Raw genomic sequence first — 22332 nt, 5'->3', positions numbered from 1 at the left:
CTCCTGACCATCACAAGCGGACCGAAAGATCCGCGCTATACCCAGCCTTGGAGCAAAAAAAAAGGCACGAGTTCAATTCTCGTGCCTCTTTTGTAACAGCGTGTCAACAAACGCCTATCAAGGGCGGTCGTCGACCTCCTTGCCAGTGCTGGCCGGAGGGATCAAGTCTTCGCTATTGAGGTTCAGCCAGATCAGCACCACGTTGGCGATGTAGATCGACGAGTAGGTACCCGCCAGAACGCCGATGAACAACGCCAGGGAGAAGCCCCACAGGTTGTCGCCGCCGAAGATCATCAACGCGGCAATCGCCAGCAAGGTGGAGATCGACGTCGCCATGGTGCGCAGCAGTGTCTGGGTGGTGGAGATGTTGATGTTTTCGATCAACGACGCCTTGCGCAGTACGCGGAAGTTCTCACGAACCCGGTCGAATACCACGATAGTGTCGTTGAGCGAGTAACCAATGATCGCCAGCACCGCAGCCAGCACGGTCAGGTCGAAGGTAATCTGGAAATACGCCAGGATACCCACGGTGACGATCACGTCGTGGATCAGCGACACAATGGCGCCGACACCGAACTTCCACTGAAAGCGAAAAGCCAGGTAGACCATGATGCCGGCCAGCGCCATCAGCATGCCGAGGCCGCCCTGGTCGCGCAGCTCTTCACCCACTTGCGGCCCCACGAACTCGACGCGCTTGACCGACGCCGGGTTGTCGCCACCGACCTTCTGCAAGGCCTCGGCCACCTGGTGACCCAGTTGCGGGTCTTCACCCGGCATACGCACGAGCAGGTCCGTGGTTGCACCAAAGCTCTGCACGATTGCTTCGTGATAGCCGGCCTTGACCAGCTCATTGCGCACCAGGGTGACGTCGGCGGGCTTCTCGTAGGTCAGCTCGATGAGCGTACCGCCGGTGAAGTCCAGACCGTAGTTCAGACCCTTATGGAACAGGCTGAACAACGCCAGAACGGTAAGGAGCACGGTGACGCCGAACGCAACGTTGCGAACGCCCATGAAGTTGATTGTACGTAACATGGCAGCCCCTTAAATCCACAGCTTCTTGAAGTCACGTCCGCCAAAGATCAGGTTGACCATTGCGCGGGTCACCATGATGGCCGTGAACATCGAGGTAAAGATACCCAGGGACATGGTCACCGCAAAACCTTTGACGGGGCCGGTGCCCATGGCAAAGAGAATCCCGCCGACCAGCAGAGTGGTCAGGTTGGAGTCGAGAATCGCGGTAAATGCCCGGCCGAAGCCTTCGTTGATTGCACGCTGCACGGTCATGCCGGCGGCGATCTCCTCACGAATCCGCGAGAAGATCAGCACGTTGGCATCCACCGCCATACCCATGGTGAGTACGATACCGGCAATACCCGGCAGGGTCAGCGTTGCACCCAGCAGCGACATCAGGGCCAGCAGCATCACCATGTTGCCCGCCAGGGCCACGGTGGCGATCACGCCGAAGAAGCGGTAGATGGCGATGATGAACAGCGACACGAACAGCATGCCCCACAAGGCCGCATCGACACCCTTGGTGATGTTGTCGGCACCCAGGCTCGGACCAATGGTGCGCTCTTCAGCGAAGTACATCGGCGCGGCCAGGCCACCGGCACGCAACAAAAGCGCCAGCTCAGAGGACTCGCCCTGACCGTTCAGGCCGGTAATCCGGAATTGAGCACCCAGCGGCGACTGGATGGTCGCCAGGCTGATGATCTTCTTCTCTTCCTTGAAGGTCTGCACCGGCACGTCTTTCTCGACGCCATTGACCATCTGCTTGGTGTAGGTGGTCACCGGGCGCTGCTCGATGAAGATCACCGCCATGCTGCGACCAACGTTACTGCGCGTGGCGCGGTTCATCAGGTCGCCGCCGTGGCCATCCAGGCGGATGTTCACTTCAGGCGTACCGTGCTGCGAGTCGAAACCGGCCTTGGCGTCGGTGACCTGGTCACCGGTGATGATCAGGCCGCGCTCGATCAGAGCGGGCGGACGATTGCCTTCGCGGAACTCGAACTCTTCGGAGGTGGCGCGGGTAGCACCCGGCTCAGCCGCGAGACGGAACTCCAGGTTGGCGGTTTTACCCAGGATACGCTTGGCTTCAGCCGTGTCCTGCACACCCGGCAATTCAACCACGATACGGTTGGCGCCCTGACGCTGCACGATCGGCTCGGCCACGCCCAGCTCGTTGACACGGTTACGCACCGTGGTCAGGTTCTGCTTGATCGAGTATTCGCGGATTTCCGCGATCTTCGCCGGGCTCATCGCCAGACGCAGTACCGCCTGACCATTGAGGTCGGCCGGCACGATGTCGAAATCATTGAAGTTCTTGCGGATCAGTGCACGGGCCTGTTCGCGGGAGGCTTCATCGGAGAAGCCCAACTGGATGGCACCGTTGAGCTGCGGCAGGCTGCGATAACGCAACTTTTCTTTACGCAGCAGGCTCTTCACGTCGCCTTCGTAAACTTTCAGGCGTGCGTCGAGGGCCTTGTCCATGTCGACTTCCAGCAGGAAGTGCACACCACCGGACAAGTCCAGACCCAGCTTCATCGGGTGCGCGCCAATGCTGCGCAGCCATTGCGGCGTGGTCTGTGCCAGGTTCAGCGCGACTACGTAGTCGTCACCCATGGCCTTGCGCACGACGTCCTTGGCCGGCAATTGGTCTTCGGATTTGGTCAGGCGCAGCAAGCCGCCCTTGGCACCCGCAGCCAATGTTGCCGCCTTGACCTGGATACCCGCGTCATTGAGCGCTTTGCTCGCACGTTCCAGGTCGGCCTGATTGACCTGCAGCGAAGTGCTGGCGCCCGTGATCTGGATCGCCGGGTCATCAGGATAAAGATTGGGAGCGGAATAAATAAAACCGATCGCCAGCACCGCCAGGATCAGTACGTATTTCCACAGAGGGTATTTGTTCAGCATCACGCCGCCCGCTTATAACGCGGGGCGCCTTGCGCGCCCCGTCGATTGGTAAAGGTTGTTACTTAGATCGCTTTGAGCGTGCCTTTGGGCAGCGTGGCAGCGATGGCGCCTTTCTGGAACTTCATTTCCACGGTGTCGGAGACTTCCAGTACCACGAAAGCATCGGCGACCTTGGTGATCTTGCCGGCGATACCGCCAGTGGTCACCACTTCGTCGCCCTTTTGCAGGCTGCCCAGCAGGTTCTTCTGCTCTTTGGCGCGCTTGGCCTGTGGACGCCAGATCATCAGGTAGAAGATGACCAGGAAGCCGACCAGGAAAATCCACTCGAAACCACCGCCCATAGGGCCGGCAGCGGCAGGCGCAGCGGCGTCAGCCATGGCGTTAGAGATAAAAAAGCTCATTTAGCACTCCAGTTGCAAATAGTGAATCTTAGGGTCGGGAAAACTCAGTCCAAGGGCGGCACAGGGAGCCCGCGCTTGGCATAGAAGGCATCGACGAAGGCGGCCAATGTACCCTGTTGAATAGCCTCGCGCAAACCAGCCATCAGGACTTGGTAATGACGCAAATTGTGGATGGTATTCAACATGCTACCCAGCATTTCCCCGCACTTGTCCAGATGATGCAGATAAGCCCGGGAGAAGTTCTGGCAGGTGTAGCAGTCACAGGTGGGATCGAGCGGCGATTCATCATGGCGATGGAACGCGTTACGGATCTTCAGCACGCCTGTATCGATGAACAGATGCCCATTGCGGGCATTACGGGTTGGCATCACGCAATCGAACATGTCCACACCGCGGCGCACACCCTCTACGAGATCTTCCGGTTTGCCAACGCCCATAAGGTAACGAGGTTTTTCAGCAGGCATCAGGCCCGGCAGATAATCCAGCACCTTGATCATCTCGTGCTTGGGCTCGCCCACCGACAGACCGCCAATGGCCAGGCCGTCGAAGCCGATCTTGTCGAGGCCTTCGAGCGAGCGCTTGCGCAGGCTTTCGTGCATGCCGCCCTGGACGATGCCGAACAGCGCCGCAGTGTTGTCGCCATGGGCGTTTTTCGAACGCTGGGCCCAACGCAGCGACAGCTCCATGGAGATGCGCGCCACGTCCTCATCGGCCGGGTACGGCGTGCACTCGTCGAAAATCATCACGATGTCCGAGCCCAGGTCGCGCTGCACCTGCATCGATTCTTCCGGCCCCATGAACACCTTGGCGCCGTCGACCGGCGAGGCGAAGGTCACGCCCTCCTCCTTGATCTTGCGCATGGCACCCAGGCTGAACACCTGGAAACCACCGGAATCCGTGAGAATCGGGCCCTGCCACTTCATGAAGTCATGCAGGTCGCCATGCTTCTTGATCACTTCGGTGCCCGGGCGCAGCCACAGGTGGAAGGTGTTGCCGAGGATGATCTCGGCGCCAGTGGCGACGATGTCGCGCGGCAGCATGCCCTTGACGGTGCCGTAGGTGCCGACCGGCATGAACGCCGGGGTCTCGACGGTGCCGCGCGGGAAGGTCAGGCGACCACGACGGGCCTTGCCGTCGGTGGCCAGCAGTTCAAACGACATACGACTCATGATTGTTCCTCTGGGCCGCGTGGCGCCGGATTGCGGGTGATAAACATCGCATCACCGTAACTGAAAAAGCGGTACTCGTTGGCGATGGCGGCCTGGTAGGCGGCCATGGTTTCGGGGTAACCGGCAAAGGCCGACACCAGCATCAACAGCGTGGATTCCGGCAAATGGAAGTTGGTGACCAGGCAATCGACCACATGGAACGGGCGGCCTGGGTAGATGAAGATATCGGTGTCACCGCTGAACGGCTTGAGCACGCCATCGCGCGCGGCGCTTTCGAGGGAGCGCACGCTGGTGGTGCCCACGGCAACCACCCGCCCGCCGCGCGCCTTGCACGCCGCCACGGCATCCACCACGTCCTGGCTGACTTCCAGCCATTCGCTGTGCATATGATGATCTTCGATGTTATCCACACGCACCGGCTGAAACGTGCCGGCCCCCACGTGCAGGGTCACATAGGCGCTTTCGACGCCCTTGGCGGCAATCGCATCAAGCAGCGGCTGATCGAAATGCAGCCCGGCAGTAGGTGCGGCCACAGCGCCCAAGCGCTGGGAGTAAACCGTCTGATAGCGCTCGCGGTCCGCCTCATCGTCGGGACGGTCTATATAAGGAGGCAACGGCATATGGCCAACGCGCTCCAGCAGCGGCAACACCTCTTCGGCAAACTTGAGCTCGAACAACGCGTCATGGCGCGCCACCATCTCGGCTTCGCCACCGCCGTCGATCAGGATGCTCGAACCCGGTTTGGGCGACTTGCTGGAACGCACATGGGCCAGCACGCGGTGGCTGTCCAGCACCCGCTCCACCAGAATCTCCAGCTTGCCGCCGGACGCTTTCTGACCAAAAAGCCGCGCCGGAATTACCCGGGTATTGTTGAACACCATCAAATCGCCTGGGCGCAAATGCTCAAGCAAATCAGTGAATTGACGGTGTGCGAGGGCACCGCTCACCCCGTCCAGGGTCAGCAGTCGACTGGCGCGACGCTCGGCCAACGGGTGGCGAGCGATCAGCGAATCAGGGAGATCAAAAGTAAAGTCAGCAACGCGCATGATGGGGTTCGTCTAGCAGGGCCGGGAAGTCTAGCGGAATTAGTCAAAATTGACCATGAAACGTGATTGACCAACGGTAATCTCGTCTCTATACTTCGCCGCCATTGAGCCCTGATGGCGGAATTGGTAGACGCGGCGGATTCAAAATCCGTTTTCGAAAGGAGTGGGAGTTCGAGTCTCCCTCGGGGCACCATATAGCAGTATCTGAAAGTCTCTACCAGACTTTCAGACCCAGAGAAACCGGCCACTTGAGCCGGTTTTTTTGTGTATGGCTTTCTACCTCTGTATCCCCTTATCCGTTGTATCCCTGTATCCCTGCTTGTATCCTGAGAAAAATACCGAACTTTGGGATACAAGGATGAAGCGCGCAGATATCAAGCGTCGCCCTCTCGCAGACACGACGCTTGCAGGGCTGGAGCCGGAGTCAAAGGAATACCGGGAGCTAGACGGAAACGGCCTCTACTTCAGGGTTAAACCTGATGGTGGTAAATCCTGGCAGCTACGCTACAAACGTCCGGCGGGCAATTGGGCTTGGATGGGGCTCGGGGGTTACCCAGAGGTCAGTGGTGCGCTGGCAAGAGAGAAAGCTGCCGATCTACGCAAAGTGGTGAGTAGCGGCGCCGATCCCCTTGAGCAGAAACGATCCGCTAAAGCTGCAATCGATGCGGCCAAGGCTCGAACGTTTCGAGCTGCTGCTGAGGCTTGGCTCAAGGCCAAAGAAGAAAAGGGCCTCGCAACCTCTACCCTTCACAAAATCCGCACCTACCTCGATAAGGACATACTCCCGGCATTGGGAGATAAGCCCCTCGACGAAATCACCCGCACCGACTGTGCAGATCTCCAGGCATCCCTCGAAGCTAGAGACGCTCACAACGTGGCAGAAAAGTGCCGCACCTGGATCAACCAAATCTTCGGCCGAGCGATTGGTTTAGGACTCACCGAAAACGATCCGGGCAGCCGCCTTCGCGACATTGCCGCCCAGGCGCCCAAGACTCAGCAGCATCCACACTTGTTGGAGCCTGAACTCGCTGAGTTTCTCCAAGCACTCAAAAACACTCCGAGCAGACTGACGGCACGTACCGCCGCATGGCTTTGTATCTGGACGGCATCCCGCCCAGGCATGGTCCGCCTGGCTGAATGGAAAGAGTTCGACCTTGAGAAGGCCATTTGGACGACGCCTGCTGCCAAGATGAAGATGCGCCGGGATTTTGTATGCCCCCTTCCCCATCAAACCGTTACAGCACTGAGAGACCTGCACTGTTTAACGGGACGGAGTCGCTGGCTTTTCCCCGGCGTCGGAGCAAAGAACCCAACCATCAGCGAAAACACAATCAACAAAGTCTTCGCTACCATCGGCTACAAAGGGCGTTTAGTAGGACACGGTACTCGACACACCGCGAGCACGTTACTTCGAGAACATGGCTGGCCGAAGGAACATGTTGAAGCGCAGTTGGCTCACAAAGAGGAAGGCATCTCGGGGGTATACAACAAGGCCCAATACTTTGAGCAACGCGTAAAAATGATGCAATGGTACGCCGATCACCTTGATTCCCTAGAGGCCGGAAATGTAGTGCAAGGTCAATTTAGGAAGACCGTGTGAAGCCTTCAACCCTATACCCCTTCAAAAATGGTGTTACGGGTGTTACGGGTGTTACGCGTGTTACGCCCACCAATAACCCATTGTATTTATTGAATATATTTAACGTTACACGCACTGCAAAGCTTCTGAACGCCACGTGTTACATCGAGCAGTCATGTTACAGAAAAGCCACGCCCTCAACCCTGCTGGCGTTGGCGCCTCCACCTGCAAATCGCTGTAACAGCCTATCGGCTTCGGGGCGGCGGGGAGATCTAAATGGATTTTGAGCTGGGCATCGAGGCAGAAGAGCTCGAGCTCGAACTCGAAATTGCAGGTTTCGACGTAACGTGCCTGGTGTGGGATCAGGACGATGTCGAGGCAGCCGTTCGCAGTCTTGCGCTGTTTCCGCAGTTCAACGAACACTTCAAAAGTGCCTTCGATCTGATCAACACAGCCACATCGTTCTGGCTTGAGGAGGGTTCCTACTCCCCAGGTGCAGAATCGATCACACGAACCCTTTACTCCTTACGTGATGCCATCTACGACCATGCCGACTCTGCGGAAGCAGGCTCGTTGCCAAGCGTGATTCGAGGAATCCTTCGGGTCAGCTGTTCCGCAGCGGATTCACAGCTCGTGGCTACCTACGCCCTAGTACTTGGAACACAGGCCGTTGAGACGCTCGCAAATTGGCTATTTGACCTTGAACTCGCGACCTACGACATTGATGCAGACCTGATAGAGCGACTGAGACATGACTCACCACGCCAGTACCTTGCCCTGATCGAAAAAGAGCGGGATCGCACCAGCGGGAATGAGATCAGGGCACGAGAAGAATTCGCTACGTTATTGGGAGAGGCGAATCAGGCGCTGCTGATGGCGAGTCTTTATCGCCAGGTGGAGCAGATGGATGTGTTCAAAAAAGGCTTCAACACATCAAATCTGCTGCATCGAATTCTCGACGACGCTTTGTCGACAAAAGCGACGAAGAGGGGCCAGGAAGCAGGCAATGGGAACCGCAATCCCGACTCAGCGATAAAAACCGCCGCTACGAATAGGCGAGCAAAAATTAAAGCAGCCGCGGAGCAAATCATTAGCGGCCGGAAAAGTGAAAAGCGCAGTCTCACCGATGCTGAACTGACCAATCTCCTTTTCGATCAGGCGAGCAACGGAACAAAAAAAACCATTCGAGAGCATTTGACCGCTCTAGGCCTTAGACCTCTGAAATAAAAGGGAGCAGACACAGTCCACTCCCCCTCCCCTGCGTAGCGTATGACCCGTTGTCTCAATTAACAAAGGGTTAGCTCGCTATGACTACCGTATTAAAAACAAATCCCTCGCATGATCCCGCCACAACTCTCATCCGAATTTCAGATGTCATTTCAATCGTAGGGCTCGCACGCCCGACTATCTACAAGCTGATGCGTCAACCTGAAAGCGGATTCCCGTTGCCGGTAAAGCTGAGTAACAGCAATGCCCGAAGCGCTCCGGTTGCGTGGGTATTGGGGGAAGTTCAGGCATGGACACGTGCACGCATCGCTGCCCGCGATCAGGTGGCAGCATGAAAAATCGAGCTGCCAACAGGGCAATCCTGCAGCCCTTTTCTGTACTCAGAAAAGTGGGTTTCTCATCACGCGGTATGCAGCGTTTTGAACGTTACCGCACGGAGCAAAAACGCCTTAACCGGGACGTCATGGTGATGCGATGGAGAGATGGCATTTGGTGCGCATTGTCAGTTCCCTGCCAAGCCCCTCAAGCAATCATCGTCGACGAAGGCCAACAGATAGACGCCTACGAGGATGCACGCGCCTGCCTCGAAGGCGATCTGTTGCCCTTTGTCTCCCTGCGCTGGGACGTCCATGCCTGAAACGAAAACGCCCCCGGCGGCAACCGGAGGCGTTGAGGTAAATCTAAATGCCTGATCAATTTATGCCGCATCGAAAAAATCCGCAAGATATCTGCACAGTTGCACTTTCAAAAAACGGGCGTTACTGTGTGCCCGTCGCTGCAAATTCAGCGACCGGGTTTGGCGACCCGGATAGAAAAGGCGCACAGGCGCCCCCATTACGATTGCAGGCGCTTTTTTTGTGCCCGCATTCCTATTTTATGGTGGCTGTGCGTGGGAGACCTTCGGGTCTGCCGGGTTCCTTTTCCCCGGTTCGCCAACCTGCGCACAGCTGCCACCCTAATTCGTTTGGCGACGATCAGTGGCAGCTCCTACACAGAAAAGGAGCTACACCATATGCACGCCCTCAATCCGTCCAAAATTCGCGCCGCCGCTCATCGAGCAATGGCTCTCGCCGCTTTACACGCCAACTCCAGCCTCGCTACACGCCTTTCCCGTTACAACGCCCATATGGCCAAGGCTCGTGCCCTGGAAGCCGCAGGGGGTGCCCAATGAGCATGCTCCCAGGCTTTGCACTGCCCGAGGATCTGCTCTGTGTCAGCCAGGACGCTGAAGCCGGTCTGCCTATCGATGCCATCACCTGTGCGCTCGACCGCGCCGATTCCGTTCTCATGCTGCTGGAAGATCATTTAGACGGCGATAAACCCCTGCTTTCCAACCGCGTGCTGTCGTCTGTTATTTGGGACGTGCGCGGGACTTTGGGCTTGATCAAAACACTCACCATGTACGGTGATGCCTCCTCTGTGCCAATGGGCCAGAAGGGCGGTGCCCTGTGAATACTGCCAACACTCTCGGGCGTGCCGAATTCTCGTGCGTTGCCAGTGGTACTCAAAAGCTGTTTAGGGTCAATGCTGGCGTGCCGATCGAGGACGCACTTGAGGCTATATCGCTGTTTCAGTATTACGCCAATCAACTGACCCTCGATGCAGCCATGAGTAACGAGGGCGAGCGGTTCAGTTGGCCCGCTCTCTACCTGGGCGAAATGGCAAAAGCGCTGATTGATGACGTCAACGATGCGCTGTATGCAACGAAGACAACGCCATGACTCAGCGCACTGGCAACACCTCAAAACGCCCCGGTTTTGCAGACGTAAAAAGCGCTGCTCTCAAGAACATCGACCGTGTGCTTGCTCACTGGCTGCCAAACGGCAAACGCGTCGACGGCGGCAAGGAATACACAGCACCAAACCCTACCCGCGCTGACAAACGTGCGGGCTCACTCAAGATCAATTTGAGCAAAGGTACCTGGGCGGATTTTGCCACCGGCGATAAGGGCGGTGACATGATCGACCTGGTGCGTTACATCGATGGCGGCACCGACGTTGAGGCCTGTAAAAAACTGGCAGATCTGCTCAGCGTTTCCGCTGGTTCCGCGACCACCAAAAACGCACCGACCAAACTCGCAGCGCCGGAATGGATCGCTCTTCAGCCGATCCCGGTCGAGGCCATGAACAAGTGCCCAGCCAAACACCGGCAACATGGTGTTCCGTCCAAGGTGTGGATCTATCGCGATGCACAGAGCCAACCGGTCATGGCGCTGTATCGCTTCGACCTGGGCCCAGATGAAGACGGCAAACCGCGAAAGGTCTTTGCGCCGTTGACCTGGTGCAAACGCTCCGATGGGCAAACCACACAATGGCGCTGGCAAGGATTGCTGGAGCCTCGGCCACTGCTGCGCCTGGATGAGCTGGCACAGCGCGCCGATGCGCCTGTGGTGCTGTGTGAAGGCGAAAAGGCTGCTGATGCCGCCGCTGAACTGATGCCCGACCATGTAGCCACGTGCTGGCCGAACGGCTCCAACTCTTGGCACAAGGCCGACCTGAAGCCACTCAAAGGGCGCACGGTGGTGCTATGGCCGGATAACGACACCAGCGGGAAGACCTGCATGGGCGCCATCGAGCTCAAGTTGATTGAGCTGGGCGTCGCTTCGGTACAACGAATCTCGCTCGACGTGTTCAAGCTCAAGCCCAGCAGCAAAGGCGGAAAGCCCACGCTCATCAAGGGTGGAAAATGGGCAGACGGCGACGATGCAGCGGATGCGTTAGCCAAAGGCTGGACCGCTGCCCACGTCGCCGAGCTGGTGCGCAGCGGTGAGTTTTTCGGCAGTGCCGCTGAGCCAACTGAACCTCAAGAACAGAAGGCCAAGGCGCCCGCCAAACGCCCTGCGAAATCGAAAAATGACTTATTGCCGGGTGGCTTTCGCCTGACGTCTGAAGGGGTGTTTTATTCCGGCGATGATGGTGAGGCGCGTCCCGTGTGCTCGCCTCTCGAAATCATCGCTCGCACTCGTGACGACAAGGGCCACAACTGGGGTTTATTGGTCGAATTCGACGACCCGGACGGCGCCAAAAAGCGCTGGAACATCCCGGCCCGGACCATGACCGGCGACTTCGGCAAGGACGTACTTGGTCCACTGGTAGACATGGGCCTGCGCCTCGCGGGAAGCCGATCAGGGCGAAACGCACGCAATGACCTGCAGAGTTATCTCGGCGGCTTCGACAGTGCCCAGCGCGCACGCTTGGTGACGCGCTTGGGCTGGCACGACAACGCCTTCCTTTTGCCCGAACAACAAGTCGGCTCACATGCCGAACACCTGCATTTTTATGAAGCCGGTGCGCAGTTGCCACCGATCAGCGAGGCGGGCTCTTTGGAGCAATGGCAGCAACAAATCGGCTCACTGTGCGTTGGCAACCACCGCTTGGCATTTGTCGTCTCTGTGGCCTTTGCGGGGCCTTTGCTGAACCTGCTGGGACATGAGTCGGGCGGTTTTCACCTCTACGGCGACAGCTCCGGCGGCAAGACTACCCACCTACAAGTTGCTGCGTCGGTTTATGGCGGACCGCGTCTGGTGCGTTCGTGGCGCTCGACAGATAACGCCCTGGAATCCATCGCCGCAGCCCACTCAGACGGTCTCCTAGTGCTAGATGAAATCGGCATGTGTGACCCACGCATTATTGGCGAGACGGTTTACATGCTCGGTAACGGCACCGGTAAGGCCCGGGCGAATGATCGAGGACAGGCGGGCCGACAGGTACAGGAGTGGCGCTTGCTGTTTCTCTCGACCGGCGAGAAGACATTGGCGCAGCACATGGCGGATGCAAACAAGGAGCTGAAAGCCGGCATGGAGGTGCGCATGCTTGCGGTGCCAGCGGATGCCAGCAAGGGCCTCGGCATGTTCGATGTGCTGAACGGTTTTCAAGATGCAGCCGCCCTCTCCGATGCGCTCAAGGCCCGTGTAGCCAAGTACTACGGAAAACCCCTCACCGCCTTCCTGAACGCGCTGTGCGCGCCTGGAGAAATGCTCAGATGGTCGGTGATAGTTCGCCGCACGGTTGAACAGTTCATCACCCAAAACTTGCCCGCTTCGGCCAGTGGTCAGGCACAGCGTGCAGCACTTCGTTTCGGACTCGCAGCAGCGGCCGGAGAGTTGGCCACCGCCTTCGGCGTCACCGGCTGGCCGGATGGCACTGCCACGACCGCCGCACGTGTGTGTCTGCATGCGTGGCTAGCCGAGCGTGGCGGCGCCGGAAATTTCGAGGGTGATGCGATTTTGGCACGGCTGAGACAGGTCATCGAGCGCTTTGGAGAAAGCCGCTTTACCCGCTGGGAATCTGCCGCCGCCAAGATCGACGAGCACGGCCCACGAACGATTGATCGGTTGGGCTTTCGCAAGACGATGGAACACGGCATGGGCAACGCTTTGCACACCACCAACACCTACTACGTGCTGCCTGAAGCCTGGAAGGCCGAAATCTTCAGGGGCATGAACATCAGTGCGGTGAACAAAGAGCTGCTGCAACGGGGCGTGCTTGAGCCAGGAAGCGACGGAAAGGCGTACAGCTTGATTCGCCTGCCCGGGTTAGGACCTCAACGCTGCTATGTGGTGAAGACCGTTTCAGGAACGGATGAAGGCGAGGCCAAGGCCGCCTGACGGCGAGCCTGCTGATCGAGGTAGCGCCGGCTCATTACCGGCCTTGCCAGCCATTCGACAACCATCCCTATTAACCGCAGTACCCAGAGACAATACAGATGAACACTATCCAAGAATTGAAAGACCGCCGCGACCAACTGACCCTCGAAGTGGAGAGCATTCAGGGTGACCTGGCTCCCTTCGAAGAGGCGCTGGAAAGCCCGGAGGTTATCCAGCAGGGCCGTCAACGAGCAGTGCAGGATGAAATCAACGATCACAAAAGACGCATCGACTCGCGAAATCTCGAAATCAGCGTACTGAACCAGAAGATTGATCGCCTTGAGACATTCGCAAACCGTGAAAGCTTGGCTGCGAGCTATCTCAGCGATATGGCGAACTGGAAAGCCGACGAAGTGGAACTCAACGAAAAACGCACTAGCATCGAGACCCGGTTGCAGCAGGTGCGCCAGAACGATCAGGAAGACATGGCAAAGGCCCGACAAGCTGAAACGGACGCTGCCACCGCTTATGCGCAGGCTGTCGCCTGGGGCGATGTGGAGGGCGAGAAAGCGGCAAACGCCGAAGCTCAAAAGGCCGCAAAAAACCTTACGACTGCGGTTGAGCATCATCGTCGTCAACAACTGCTGATCACCGCCCTGGAACAAGAGCTGATGACGATTGATCAGCACATTACGGAGGCACAAAAAGAACATGCCAAGATTGAAAAAGAAGCAGCACATCTGGCAAACACGGTATTAGAAGAAAAGTGGAATGAGGCCGCGAAAGCGCTGCTAGAAACAGGCGGTAAGTTGTGGGCCGCACGCGAACTGATCAATCGAGACCCGGTTGCATTGATGAAGCTGGATATCCCTGAACAGGGCGAGCACTTTGGAAGCTGGACCTGGCACGAACTAGCAGATCGCTCGCGCCAACACAGCCTGCTTGACCTGCTGGCGGCCTAACCTTAACCCTCCCCGAAGCAACCGGCGAGGGTCGGCTGCTTCGGGCCAACCATCGGTCTAACCATGAATAAACCACCACAGAACAGTGCTCAGATGCCTGATTACCTAAAGGCCCGAAAGCTGCATTTGAACGGGATAATTGCCGTCATAGCTGGCATGAAAAAGCTCAATGCAAGAGCAAACAAAGACACCAAAGTCGAGGCGCTCACGATTGGTGCAATCAAGGCAGAACTTGCCTTCATTGACCTCCAACTCAAAAGAAAAGGTGACTGATAAAGTGGCGGAAGCTTAAGCAGCTTTCGCTTCGCTAGATCCTCACATTACGAAACAAGCCTCCAGATTTTTCGGCTTCTGATTTTTGGCGGCTGTGGGCTTAGGACCGCTTTCGGCCAAAAGCAGACGTTCATGAGCGACGACTTCCGACCCTTTACGGCCGTTGAAGTAGGCAATCGCCTGGCTTACATTCGCTTAAAAACCTGGGTTAAATTATTTAAACCATGTCATTTGTGCATGCGCTATCGACTCGATAGAAATTCTATTGTGTTGTCTCGCTCAGCGTTTGATTACTATAAAAACACCAGCCTCTACCTTAAAAATATCATTTACCAGGACCATAAAATAAAATTATAGTTATGGACTTTTCTTCCGACACAGTAATTGCACCAAGCCTGACTGGACAACCAATTAACAATCTTCGAGAACTTTATGGACGCATTACGTAGAACCAAGCTTTCCTCGCGACTGATTTCTGCATTTTTAGTGTGCGCAATGATCACCTTAGGGGTGGGATTCTTAGGCTATTCAGGTATCACTAAGCAAAAAGAAGCAATAGAAGGCATTGTAAGTAATAACTTAATTTCTGTTTACAATACAGCTAATGCCCGCTCAAGTGTTTTTTCGTATTCCAGGTCTTTGCACGCTGCTCTACTCTATAAGTACGCAAAAGAAAATCTTAAATTTGACGCTGCTGTTCAATCCATGTCTGAAAACGAGAAAGAGGCTGACCGACTTTTCAAGGAGTACCGACAGACTCCTCTCGCTGATGACGAGCGTGCGGCTGGTGATCAGTTCGAAAAGAACTGGCCAGCCTATTTGCAGGATGCGCGCACAGTAATCGAATTAGCTAAGGCAGGTGATATTGATGGCGCTACTAAAATTTTCCAGGAGAAAGTCTCGCCGGCATTCAAGGGGGTCAGTGATAATCTTCAAGTTATTGTTGCTTCCAACTATCGCCAAAGCGGTGAGGTAGCAGATGCAGCAAAGGCCGAGACAACAAGTGCTTACTGGATATTGGGTATAGGTGTAATAATTGCTTTCCTAGCAGCCATCACTTTGGGACTGATTATCACACGTTCGATCACTCGACCTCTATCCATCGCGTTACGAAGCGCTGAAGAAGTGGCTGATGGTGACCTTTCTAAACACATTGTAATCAGTGGGCGAGATGAAGTCAGTGTACTGCTGAGCGCACTCGATAAAATGCAGAATAACCTACGAACTACGGTAAGCGAAATTGGCAGCGCTGCTGACCAATTGGCCTCTGCATCTGAAGAGTTAAACGCGGTTACTGAAGAAAGCTCACGCGGCTTGACGCGGCAGAATGATGAGATTCAGCAAGCTGCGACTGCGGTGAACGAAATGACTGCGGCCGTGGATGAAGTAGCCAGAAATGCGGCGGGGGCCTCTGAAGCCTCAGAGCAAACCAGCCGCAATGCTGTAGAAGGGCGTGATCAGGTACGCAGAGCTGTTAATTCAGTTGGATTGATGGCGGATGAGATTTCAAATTCAACTGCCAAGGTTGAGGTGCTTGCCACCCGCATCAACGAGATCACTAAAGTTCTTGATGTGATCAGAGCCATTGCCGAGCAGACTAACCTCTTGGCCTTGAACGCAGCTATCGAAGCGGCCAGGGCGGGTGAGCAAGGGCGTGGGTTCGCTGTTGTAGCGGATGAGGTGCGAGCTCTTGCCCATCGAACCCAAGCATCGACGGCGGACATTGAGTCGATGATGCAACAGGTGCGTTCTGGAGCTGATGAAGCCGTTTTCGCGATGAATAAAAGTAAAGAGCTGGCAGCCGATACGCGGGCGCAGTCCGTTGAGGCTGGCCAGGCTCTTGACCGAATCACCGAGGGTGTTTCAACTATCAGTGAAAGGAACCTCGTGATCGCAAGTGCCGCTGAAGAACAGGCTCAGGTTGCACGTGAGGTTGATCGTAATCTGATAAACATTCAGGACCTTTCAACACAAACAGCGGCCGGAGCACATCAAACCAATGCTTCAAGCTACGAATTGTCGCGCTTGGCCACATCCTTTGGCGTGTTGATTAGTCGATTTAAAGTTTGAGTAATGAACGGTCCTTTCTGTTCCGCTCATACTCGTCTCGGATATGCCCCACTAACCGGCAAATTGCTGCCTGTCGTAAAGGGCCGGTAGCGGTTGCTTGCATACGTGCGCTTATGGCCGGGAGCTGCCAGTCGCAAACAGCAGCTATCGGCCAAAAGCAGTCAGTCGACGGGTTTGATAAAGATGATTAAACAGCTGGTATTTTGTAAACAACCGAGTCGTACTTGGCTGATGTGCGCATCTCGAGGATGATCCCACCTAGAGCCTCGGCAATACGTCGACTCGCATGGTTGTCCGTCGCAACGGGGTAGATGAAACTTTTTGCTACCACTCGCTGGCTGGCCCACTGAACAACCGCTTGGACCGCTTCACCTCCAAAGCCTAGCCCGTGTTTATCTTCACGAATCCAGATACCCAGCTCCGGTGTTTCACCATGGGTATCGTGCAATCCGACAAGGCCAGTAAAACGAGCATCTTCGAGTTGTCTAATTGCGAACACAAAGTCGCTGCCATCTGCGATTAAAGGCAGCCATTGCCGCCAGACGTTTGCATAGTCCTCAAGAGAAGCAGGTGGTTCCCACGACATGTAGCGAGTCAACGAGGCGGTTATACAAGAGAAGGATTCAACAGCGTCCTGCGCGCGGAATGGCTCAATTCTAAGGCGTGGCGACTGAATGCAGATTTCGCGGGTATCGACGAGCATCGTAATTTCCTTACAAGAGGTGCAGTACTCCGTGTGTGTCCAGGAAAAGTAACATGCTGATCATTTCTTCAGCGAATCGGACGTCCTCTTTGGGTCGATTTCTGCATGTCACGAGGGGCAGAAATTGGCTAATTGCAGACATTCCCGAACGCCCAGGCACGAACGCCAGTAAGCAGAGCAAATGACTTGAGTCGCTAGTCAGGAGCTGAGCTGTTAGAGTAGCCTTTTGCAGAAAACATCGCCCGCCACTGAGTTCGATAGCAAATAATGCCCAGACCAATTGCCCCTGGCGGTTGCGAGGCTGAACTCAGAACATTGGGAATTCTGGTGAATTTTCTAATCAACGCCTAGGACAAGTGAACCCAATCGTTTGAACCCTCAGCGTTTTGATCAGGTTTTCAGCAAGCGATAGCCGACAAACGCCTATCAAGTTGTTGAGACCGTCGCTGTCCAGACCTGAAGCACGAACCGGAACTTACCGACTCATGCTCAACTTAAGCAAGGAATGGAATGTTCGCAAACAATTGATAATCATGTACTTGACTATGCTGGCATTTAGAACAGGAAGAAAAACGCCGACCTTGCGGCCGGCGCTGGGGAGGGTTTACTTCATTTGTCCCTCTAAGATATCTTCTTTCAAAAAAGCCGTTCACCTTCTTAGAATGAAAGCGAATTGGAGACTCGAATTTGCTTTTATCCGCCCGGACTCATGAGGCAAGAAATAATTTTGCTCCTCTCAGCGTCCCAAAAAAGCGTCCAGCGTATAAGCCGCTTTTCATGCTCAACATGATAAATATCACTTCCGTCGTATTGAATACCTACAAACTTGACACCTTTGATAGGGCCAATCTCTTTAAGTAGAGACTGAATTGAGCGATGATGTAATCGGCACGCTGCCTCTAGACCCGAAGACATATGACCAAAGTTTGGTTCTTCCAGCATAAAGTTATTTATGTGGTACAAAAGTGCTGCTTGGGAGCCCACGCTTGGCTTGTTTTCATTAATCCTTTCCTGCAAGATTTTTTCTTTCAAATTCGCTTCATCATCTGAAATTCGAAACAATCTATCATCCTCTTTGTAACCGGAAAAAATAGCGCTTCGAACCTGCCCCGTCGAATCCAAATCAAAAACGACCTTATTGTCGGTAGAATCTATACTGAAAGCATTTTCGTCGAGTGCATGCAATTCATACTCTTGCAAATAGCTCAGCCGATAGAATAACTGGAGCCCCTTTCTGTAAACTTTCATTACGGTTAAGGTAGGGCAAGCATAAGACCCGCAAAACTTGTTCAACTTCTCTATCGTCATGACAACAGATATAGAAGTTTCACCATCTAAAGAGGCATGCGCAATCTTATAGGGGGGATTTCGATCTAAAGAACGGCGATGGATATCAGCGGAAAGAGTGTTCCAATTGGGCTTACCCAACATTCTCGAAACAATTTCGAGACACTCACCATGACCGAAATTTATCTCTTTACTGGCAAGCTCTTGACGAAGGGTTAGGGCTAAAGCTTTAGCGTCCAGATAATCGCGCATATCAATCCTCTGCATGAGCGAATGTGTTGCCAGACGGTTGCATTACTGACTCATTCGCTTGGGCAAAGGAGGTAATCAAATTGAAGATACGTTCACCAAACCCTTGAGGGCGCAACCGGCAGGTGTATCAACCTGTGTATATACTATCGTCAGTGCCAAGCTGAATCAACCCCTATCGGAATGGACCGCTTGTATGGTCTATCAATCCCCATTGACGGGCGATCCGATTGCTGCAGGGCAGACTCAGTCAACGTGCATTATTGGAGGATAAACTAAGGTTCTCATTTGCTACCTGACGATTGAGCAGACCAGAGTGTTCGAGGCAATCGTAGCCATCACGTGGATAGAAACAGCATTCTAATTATTTAGGTTGCTTGCTCAGTCTGCTTTTGACTCTTTATGCATATCTGCGATTTTTTTCCAATACCAATCAAGCTCATTTGAAATTGTTTTGTGAAATTTCCACACATATACATATGCATTTCTGGAGCTAATGCTTTAGGAAATAAAACACACTGTTGCAACATTTGAGTAAAATCTTCACATGCGGATAAAATTTTCCACACTACATAAGACACAGCTGGCTCAAGCGGCATCACATCATTAGGGGAGGTTTCCGCAGGAGTCCAAATATCCATTTTATCAAAAGGCTTATCACGTCGAGATACAGCCCCCCCCTGCTCATCGACAAAAACTGACGAAACAGCAGACCCGTGATGTACGATATTATCTCGAAATTCTCGCAGCGCAGAGAAGAAGCTAATACGCCGTTCCTACTCCAAACCCTTCAAAGGCTAGGTAATTCAGTAGTGTGCCCGGCCGGATGCTTTGATTGCCAGTGTCGGATTTAGCCGTAGCGTCAACGCAAACCTCGTTTACAAATGGATTCGATTTCGCCGACAAACGAGCGGCGGTGATTATTAGTTTGATACAGTCTGAACGGCTAGATAGTCATAAGAGAAAACTGGTTTTCAGCGCAGGATTCAGCGAATCAATGGAGGGGGTAGCGTTGTGGAAAAAAAACAAATTGAAGTGGTTGGTCAGGATGCGGAAGCGTCAATTTGGCAAACTGCCAAATGGCTGAATAAACCGTGCATTTGCCAAAGCTTTGCTGACCACTCTTTAGAGATTTTTACTGACTTCCAAACCGATTTTTGGCGTGAAACTCATTATGGTTTCATTCGAGACAGCGGACATTTCCTGGGGTTTGAGACCACTGGAGACTTTACCGCTCAAGTCAGGGTCAACGCCGACTTTCGTGAACTCTATGACCAAGCGGGAATTATGGTCAGGCTCAATGAGGAAACCTGGCTCAATGCGGGAATAGAATATAACGATGGAATGCCGATGATCAGTAGCGTTCTGACACAAGGCACGTCGGATTGGGCGCCCAGCTGCTTTCCTGGCGACCCAGCCGATTTTTGGCTTCGTGTAACTGTTTCCGATGGAGTGCTGCGCTTGCAGTACTCCACAGACGGCATGACCTGGCCGTTGCTCAGGCTTGCTCCATTTCCAAATGCGGAAAGCTATTCGGTTGGCCCTATGTGCTGCACACCAGAACGGCAAGGGTTGAGGGTAAGGTTTTCTGAATGGTCGTTGAGTCAGCCTTTAGGGCGAGACTTGCATGATTTGAGCTAGATAAGATGCCGAGCAGGCCAGTCACGCAGATGACTTGGTCGGACACTTACAGAAGTTCTCAGCCGTGCTGATAATCGCTGGTCACTGGGAATCGTCCACATACTAGGTGCGGCGGGACGGCTGCCGCATGCCGAGATAGTCAGGTGCATGAGCGGCGAGACGCAGCAGATATTGACCCGTAGCTTTCGCCAGCTGGAAAGAGACGGTTTGGTAAAATGCCAAGATTACAACGAGGTGCCGCCACGTGTCGACTACGAAGCATCCGAACTGGGGCGGGGCCTCCTAGCGCGGGTGACGCCATTGTGGTTGTGGGTGGCAGAGAACAGTGAAGGTTTTCGCGATGCTCGCATTCTTTACGACTTTGACATCTCGAGTGATACGAAGTGACCGCTTCTGGCCGGTAGCGGCCCTTCTAAGCGAAAGCCCCTAGTTCGATGACACACGACGTAATCATCACAAACAGCTCCTCCCAAGGCATTCATTGGTGTAACACCCATTTGCAATGTAACACGCATATCGTCAAATCAACCACAGCAGTGTAACACCATAAAAACTCTTTAAAATCATATACCTATCAAACCATGTAACACGCGTAACACCCGTAACACGGTTTTATTAGGGTATCCCCCTAGCCCCATTTGTAATGCTCCTCCAGCGAGGCGATGTGGGTCATGCTCTTAGCTTTGGTTCGGTAGCGGGGACCCTGGAGCACTCTTGAAGATACGGGGTAGGAAACCCGCGTGATCGTGTCAGCGAAAAGGTGACCAGCTTAGTGAACAGGTGAACCGGGTGAACTGCTGTTCACCAGTGCATTTGCCCTATGAATCGGAAAGTCGCTGGGGACCCTGGGCATTTCGGCTAGACACGGGGCAAAGAACCCGCGCGTTCGTGTTAGCGGATGGATTTTTTAAGTTGGTTGACAGGTTGACGTGGTTGACACCCATTACCATGGTTGACGCCATGCAGGTGTTCACTATCAGCAACAGATACAGCCACCTTTACCGAAGCTGTAACGATGGCCCTTTTTCTTCAAGATCCTTTCAATTTCAACGATTGAAATTTCAGTAACTTCCGGCACCTCCCACTAACTCGATCCCGCGGGTTTCATGCCCCGTGTACAGTGGATAGTCCCAGGGTCCCCGACAGAGCTGGAAGCCTGGAGGGATCTACAATAGTACAGTCAGCCTGCCGGCTCCCGGCCGTTCACTGACCACCCACTCAATAACGGAGTCAATCATGGAAGACAGACGCTTACTGGTTTCAGTACTCAAACGTCTCAACGAAAACCAAATAGCATTGGGCGCAGCTGTAGAGGAGCTGTCTAAATGGATAGGAGAGCGGGGTTCAAATGACGTGGTGGAAAACGTGCAAGCAACCTTAGCGACACTTGATGAGAATCAAGGATTTTTGACTCTCGCCCTTATCTCACTCGCTTCAGGGACTGACTCTAATGCAAGGCCTGAATGAACCAGATGTAGACCCTACGTGCCCTCCTCCACGACTGTTCAAATACCTACATCCTGACCGGGTGGATGTGCTTAAGACCGGCAAGATCTGTTTTTCCTCTCCGACAAACCTCAATGATCCATTTGAGCTAAAGCCGCCTTTACGCCTTTATGAGTCGGAAGAGTCAATGTGGGCCACGGTCGAAAACTGGACTTGCCCCTACAAAACCGGACACCAACTCCCCGTCAAATTGATGCTGCTGCCAAGCGCCTGAACTCCCTCGGTGAGCGATAGTTCAAGGCGCTGTGCGGATGCTGCTCGTTGTAATGCTCGAAGGCAATTGCCAGGTTGCGCAGCGCCGTTTCTCGATCCGGCTTGGGCATGTGCGCAACGTAGTCACGTTTGATCGTCTTCACGAAGCTCTCGGCCATGCCGTTGCTCTGCGGGCTGCGCACCGGGGTGGTCACCGGCTGCAAACCGATCTGTCGAGCAAACAGGCGTGTCTGTTCGGCGGTGTACGCCGAGCCGTTGTCGCTTAGCCATTGAACCGGCGTTGCAGGCAGTTGATCACCGAAGCGTTTCTCTACGCTCTCCAGCATCAAGTCGCGGATGTCATCGCCGCTGTACCCGGTCGGACTCGCGACCCAGCCGATGGCTTCGCGGTCACAGCAATCCAGGGCGAAGGTCACGCTCAGTTTGGCGCCGTCCTCACAGCGGAACTCAAAGCCGTCCGAGCACCAACGCGTATCACTGGTTTGCACCGCAATACGACCCTCGTGCC

The 22332-nt window shown here is 54.5% G+C and carries 21 protein-coding genes, 1 tRNA gene and 1 pseudogene; 14 read left to right on the top strand and 9 right to left on the bottom strand.

All coding sequences use genetic code 11. The annotated features are described in order from the left end of the window. Positions 1–117 precede the first annotated feature (117 nt). The 5 genes from secF to queA form a co-directional block, all read right to left on the bottom strand. Positions 118–1032, bottom strand: coding sequence for a protein translocase subunit SecF (secF, locus tag TU75_RS18590; protein WP_060549720.1), 915 nt, complete (start codon positions 1030–1032; stop codon positions 118–120). A 9-nt stretch (positions 1033–1041) separates the two neighbouring features. Then, complete coding sequence (gene secD / locus TU75_RS18585) at positions 1042–2913, bottom strand: protein translocase subunit SecD (RefSeq protein WP_003238441.1); 1872 nt, start codon at positions 2911–2913, stop codon at positions 1042–1044. A gap of 62 nt (positions 2914–2975) precedes the next feature. After that, positions 2976–3314 carry a preprotein translocase subunit YajC gene (gene yajC / locus TU75_RS18580; protein ID WP_003238439.1) on the bottom strand — a complete coding sequence of 113 codons (339 nt, stop codon included), beginning with the start codon at positions 3312–3314 and terminating at the stop codon, positions 2976–2978. 44 nt (positions 3315–3358) lie between these two features. Beyond that, positions 3359–4474 (bottom strand): tRNA guanosine(34) transglycosylase Tgt, encoded by a 1116-nt coding sequence (tgt, locus tag TU75_RS18575; protein WP_003238437.1) that lies wholly within the window; start codon positions 4472–4474, stop codon positions 3359–3361. Positions 4475–4479: 5 nt separating this feature from the next. Beyond that, positions 4480–5529 carry a tRNA preQ1(34) S-adenosylmethionine ribosyltransferase-isomerase QueA gene (gene queA / locus TU75_RS18570; RefSeq protein ID WP_003238435.1) on the bottom strand — a complete coding sequence of 350 codons (1050 nt, stop codon included), beginning with the start codon at positions 5527–5529 and terminating at the stop codon, positions 4480–4482. A gap of 108 nt (positions 5530–5637) precedes the next feature. Here queA and TU75_RS18565 point away from each other — a divergent pair. From TU75_RS18565 to TU75_RS18520, 11 genes are all read left to right on the top strand, one after another. After that, positions 5638–5722 (top strand) — tRNA-Leu (locus TU75_RS18565). 165 nt (positions 5723–5887) lie between these two features. Continuing rightward, a complete protein-coding gene (locus tag TU75_RS18560; RefSeq protein ID WP_060549719.1) occupies positions 5888–7129 on the top strand; it encodes a tyrosine-type recombinase/integrase in 1242 nt (413 codons plus the stop codon). Between the two features lie 255 nt (positions 7130–7384). Further along, a complete protein-coding gene (locus TU75_RS18555) occupies positions 7385–8335 on the top strand; it encodes a hypothetical protein (RefSeq protein ID WP_060549718.1) in 951 nt (316 codons plus the stop codon). A gap of 80 nt (positions 8336–8415) precedes the next feature. Next, positions 8416–8670: a helix-turn-helix transcriptional regulator gene (locus TU75_RS26800; protein WP_082630465.1), complete on the top strand. Its 255-nt coding sequence runs from the start codon at positions 8416–8418 to the stop codon at positions 8668–8670. Next, positions 8667–8972 (top strand): hypothetical protein, encoded by a 306-nt coding sequence (locus TU75_RS18550; protein WP_060549717.1) that lies wholly within the window; start codon positions 8667–8669, stop codon positions 8970–8972. The genes TU75_RS26800 and TU75_RS18550 overlap by 4 nt, the downstream gene beginning before the upstream one ends. A 530-nt stretch (positions 8973–9502) precedes the next feature. Then, a complete protein-coding gene (locus TU75_RS18545; protein ID WP_017846196.1) occupies positions 9503–9787 on the top strand; it encodes a hypothetical protein in 285 nt (94 codons plus the stop codon). Then, positions 9784–10056 carry a DUF3077 domain-containing protein gene (locus TU75_RS18540; protein ID WP_060549716.1) on the top strand — a complete coding sequence of 91 codons (273 nt, stop codon included), beginning with the start codon at positions 9784–9786 and terminating at the stop codon, positions 10054–10056. The genes TU75_RS18545 and TU75_RS18540 overlap by 4 nt, the downstream gene beginning before the upstream one ends. Beyond that, positions 10053–12941: a DUF927 domain-containing protein gene (locus tag TU75_RS18535; protein WP_060549715.1), complete on the top strand. Its 2889-nt coding sequence runs from the start codon at positions 10053–10055 to the stop codon at positions 12939–12941. Before TU75_RS18540 ends, TU75_RS18535 begins: the two co-directional genes overlap by 4 nt. A gap of 98 nt (positions 12942–13039) precedes the next feature. Continuing rightward, positions 13040–13882 carry a coiled-coil domain-containing protein gene (locus TU75_RS18530; protein WP_060549714.1) on the top strand — a complete coding sequence of 281 codons (843 nt, stop codon included), beginning with the start codon at positions 13040–13042 and terminating at the stop codon, positions 13880–13882. A gap of 93 nt (positions 13883–13975) precedes the next feature. After that, complete coding sequence (locus tag TU75_RS18525; protein ID WP_060549713.1) at positions 13976–14155, top strand: hypothetical protein; 180 nt, start codon at positions 13976–13978, stop codon at positions 14153–14155. A 432-nt stretch (positions 14156–14587) separates the two neighbouring features. Continuing rightward, positions 14588–16225, top strand: a complete 1638-nt coding sequence (locus TU75_RS18520) for a methyl-accepting chemotaxis protein (RefSeq protein ID WP_060549712.1) — start codon at positions 14588–14590, stop codon at positions 16223–16225. 187 nt (positions 16226–16412) lie between these two features. Here the strand turns inward: TU75_RS18520 and TU75_RS18515 are convergent, their stop codons facing one another. The 3 genes from TU75_RS18515 to TU75_RS27390 form a co-directional block, all read right to left on the bottom strand. Further along, a complete protein-coding gene (locus TU75_RS18515) occupies positions 16413–16928 on the bottom strand; it encodes a GNAT family N-acetyltransferase (protein WP_060549711.1) in 516 nt (171 codons plus the stop codon). Positions 16929–17621: 693 nt separating this feature from the next. Further along, the gene (locus tag TU75_RS18510) at positions 17622–18467 is read right to left on the bottom strand and encodes a glyoxalase superfamily protein (protein WP_141719150.1); all 846 of its coding nucleotides are present in this window, start codon (positions 18465–18467) and stop codon (positions 17622–17624) included. Positions 18468–18832: 365 nt separating this feature from the next. Further along, complete coding sequence (locus tag TU75_RS27390) at positions 18833–19105, bottom strand: hypothetical protein (protein WP_141719149.1); 273 nt, start codon at positions 19103–19105, stop codon at positions 18833–18835. Positions 19106–19526: 421 nt separating this feature from the next. Here TU75_RS27390 and TU75_RS18505 point away from each other — a divergent pair, with 421 nt between their 5' ends. The 3 genes and pseudogenes from TU75_RS18505 (at position 19527) to TU75_RS26795 (ending at position 21572) form a co-directional block, all read left to right on the top strand. After that, positions 19527–20105, top strand: coding sequence for a DUF1349 domain-containing protein (locus tag TU75_RS18505; RefSeq protein ID WP_197676843.1), 579 nt, complete (start codon positions 19527–19529; stop codon positions 20103–20105). An 81-nt stretch (positions 20106–20186) separates the two neighbouring features. Then, positions 20187–20492: pseudogene (locus tag TU75_RS18500) on the top strand (winged helix-turn-helix transcriptional regulator); the annotation flags it as partial. 849 nt (positions 20493–21341) lie between these two features. After that, positions 21342–21572, top strand: coding sequence for a hypothetical protein (locus TU75_RS26795; protein ID WP_081610121.1), 231 nt, complete (start codon positions 21342–21344; stop codon positions 21570–21572). A gap of 224 nt (positions 21573–21796) precedes the next feature. On the opposite strand, the gene TU75_RS18495 is transcribed toward TU75_RS26795, so the two are convergent. Beyond that, the coding region (locus TU75_RS18495) for an integrase core domain-containing protein (RefSeq protein ID WP_156422780.1) at positions 21797–22332 on the bottom strand (536 nt) is incomplete at its 5' end.

This window comes from Pseudomonas poae (genome assembly GCF_001439785.1).
GTDB classification, from domain to species: domain Bacteria; phylum Pseudomonadota; class Gammaproteobacteria; order Pseudomonadales; family Pseudomonadaceae; genus Aquipseudomonas; species Aquipseudomonas poae.
This window is presented reverse-complemented; position numbering and strand designations above follow the sequence as displayed.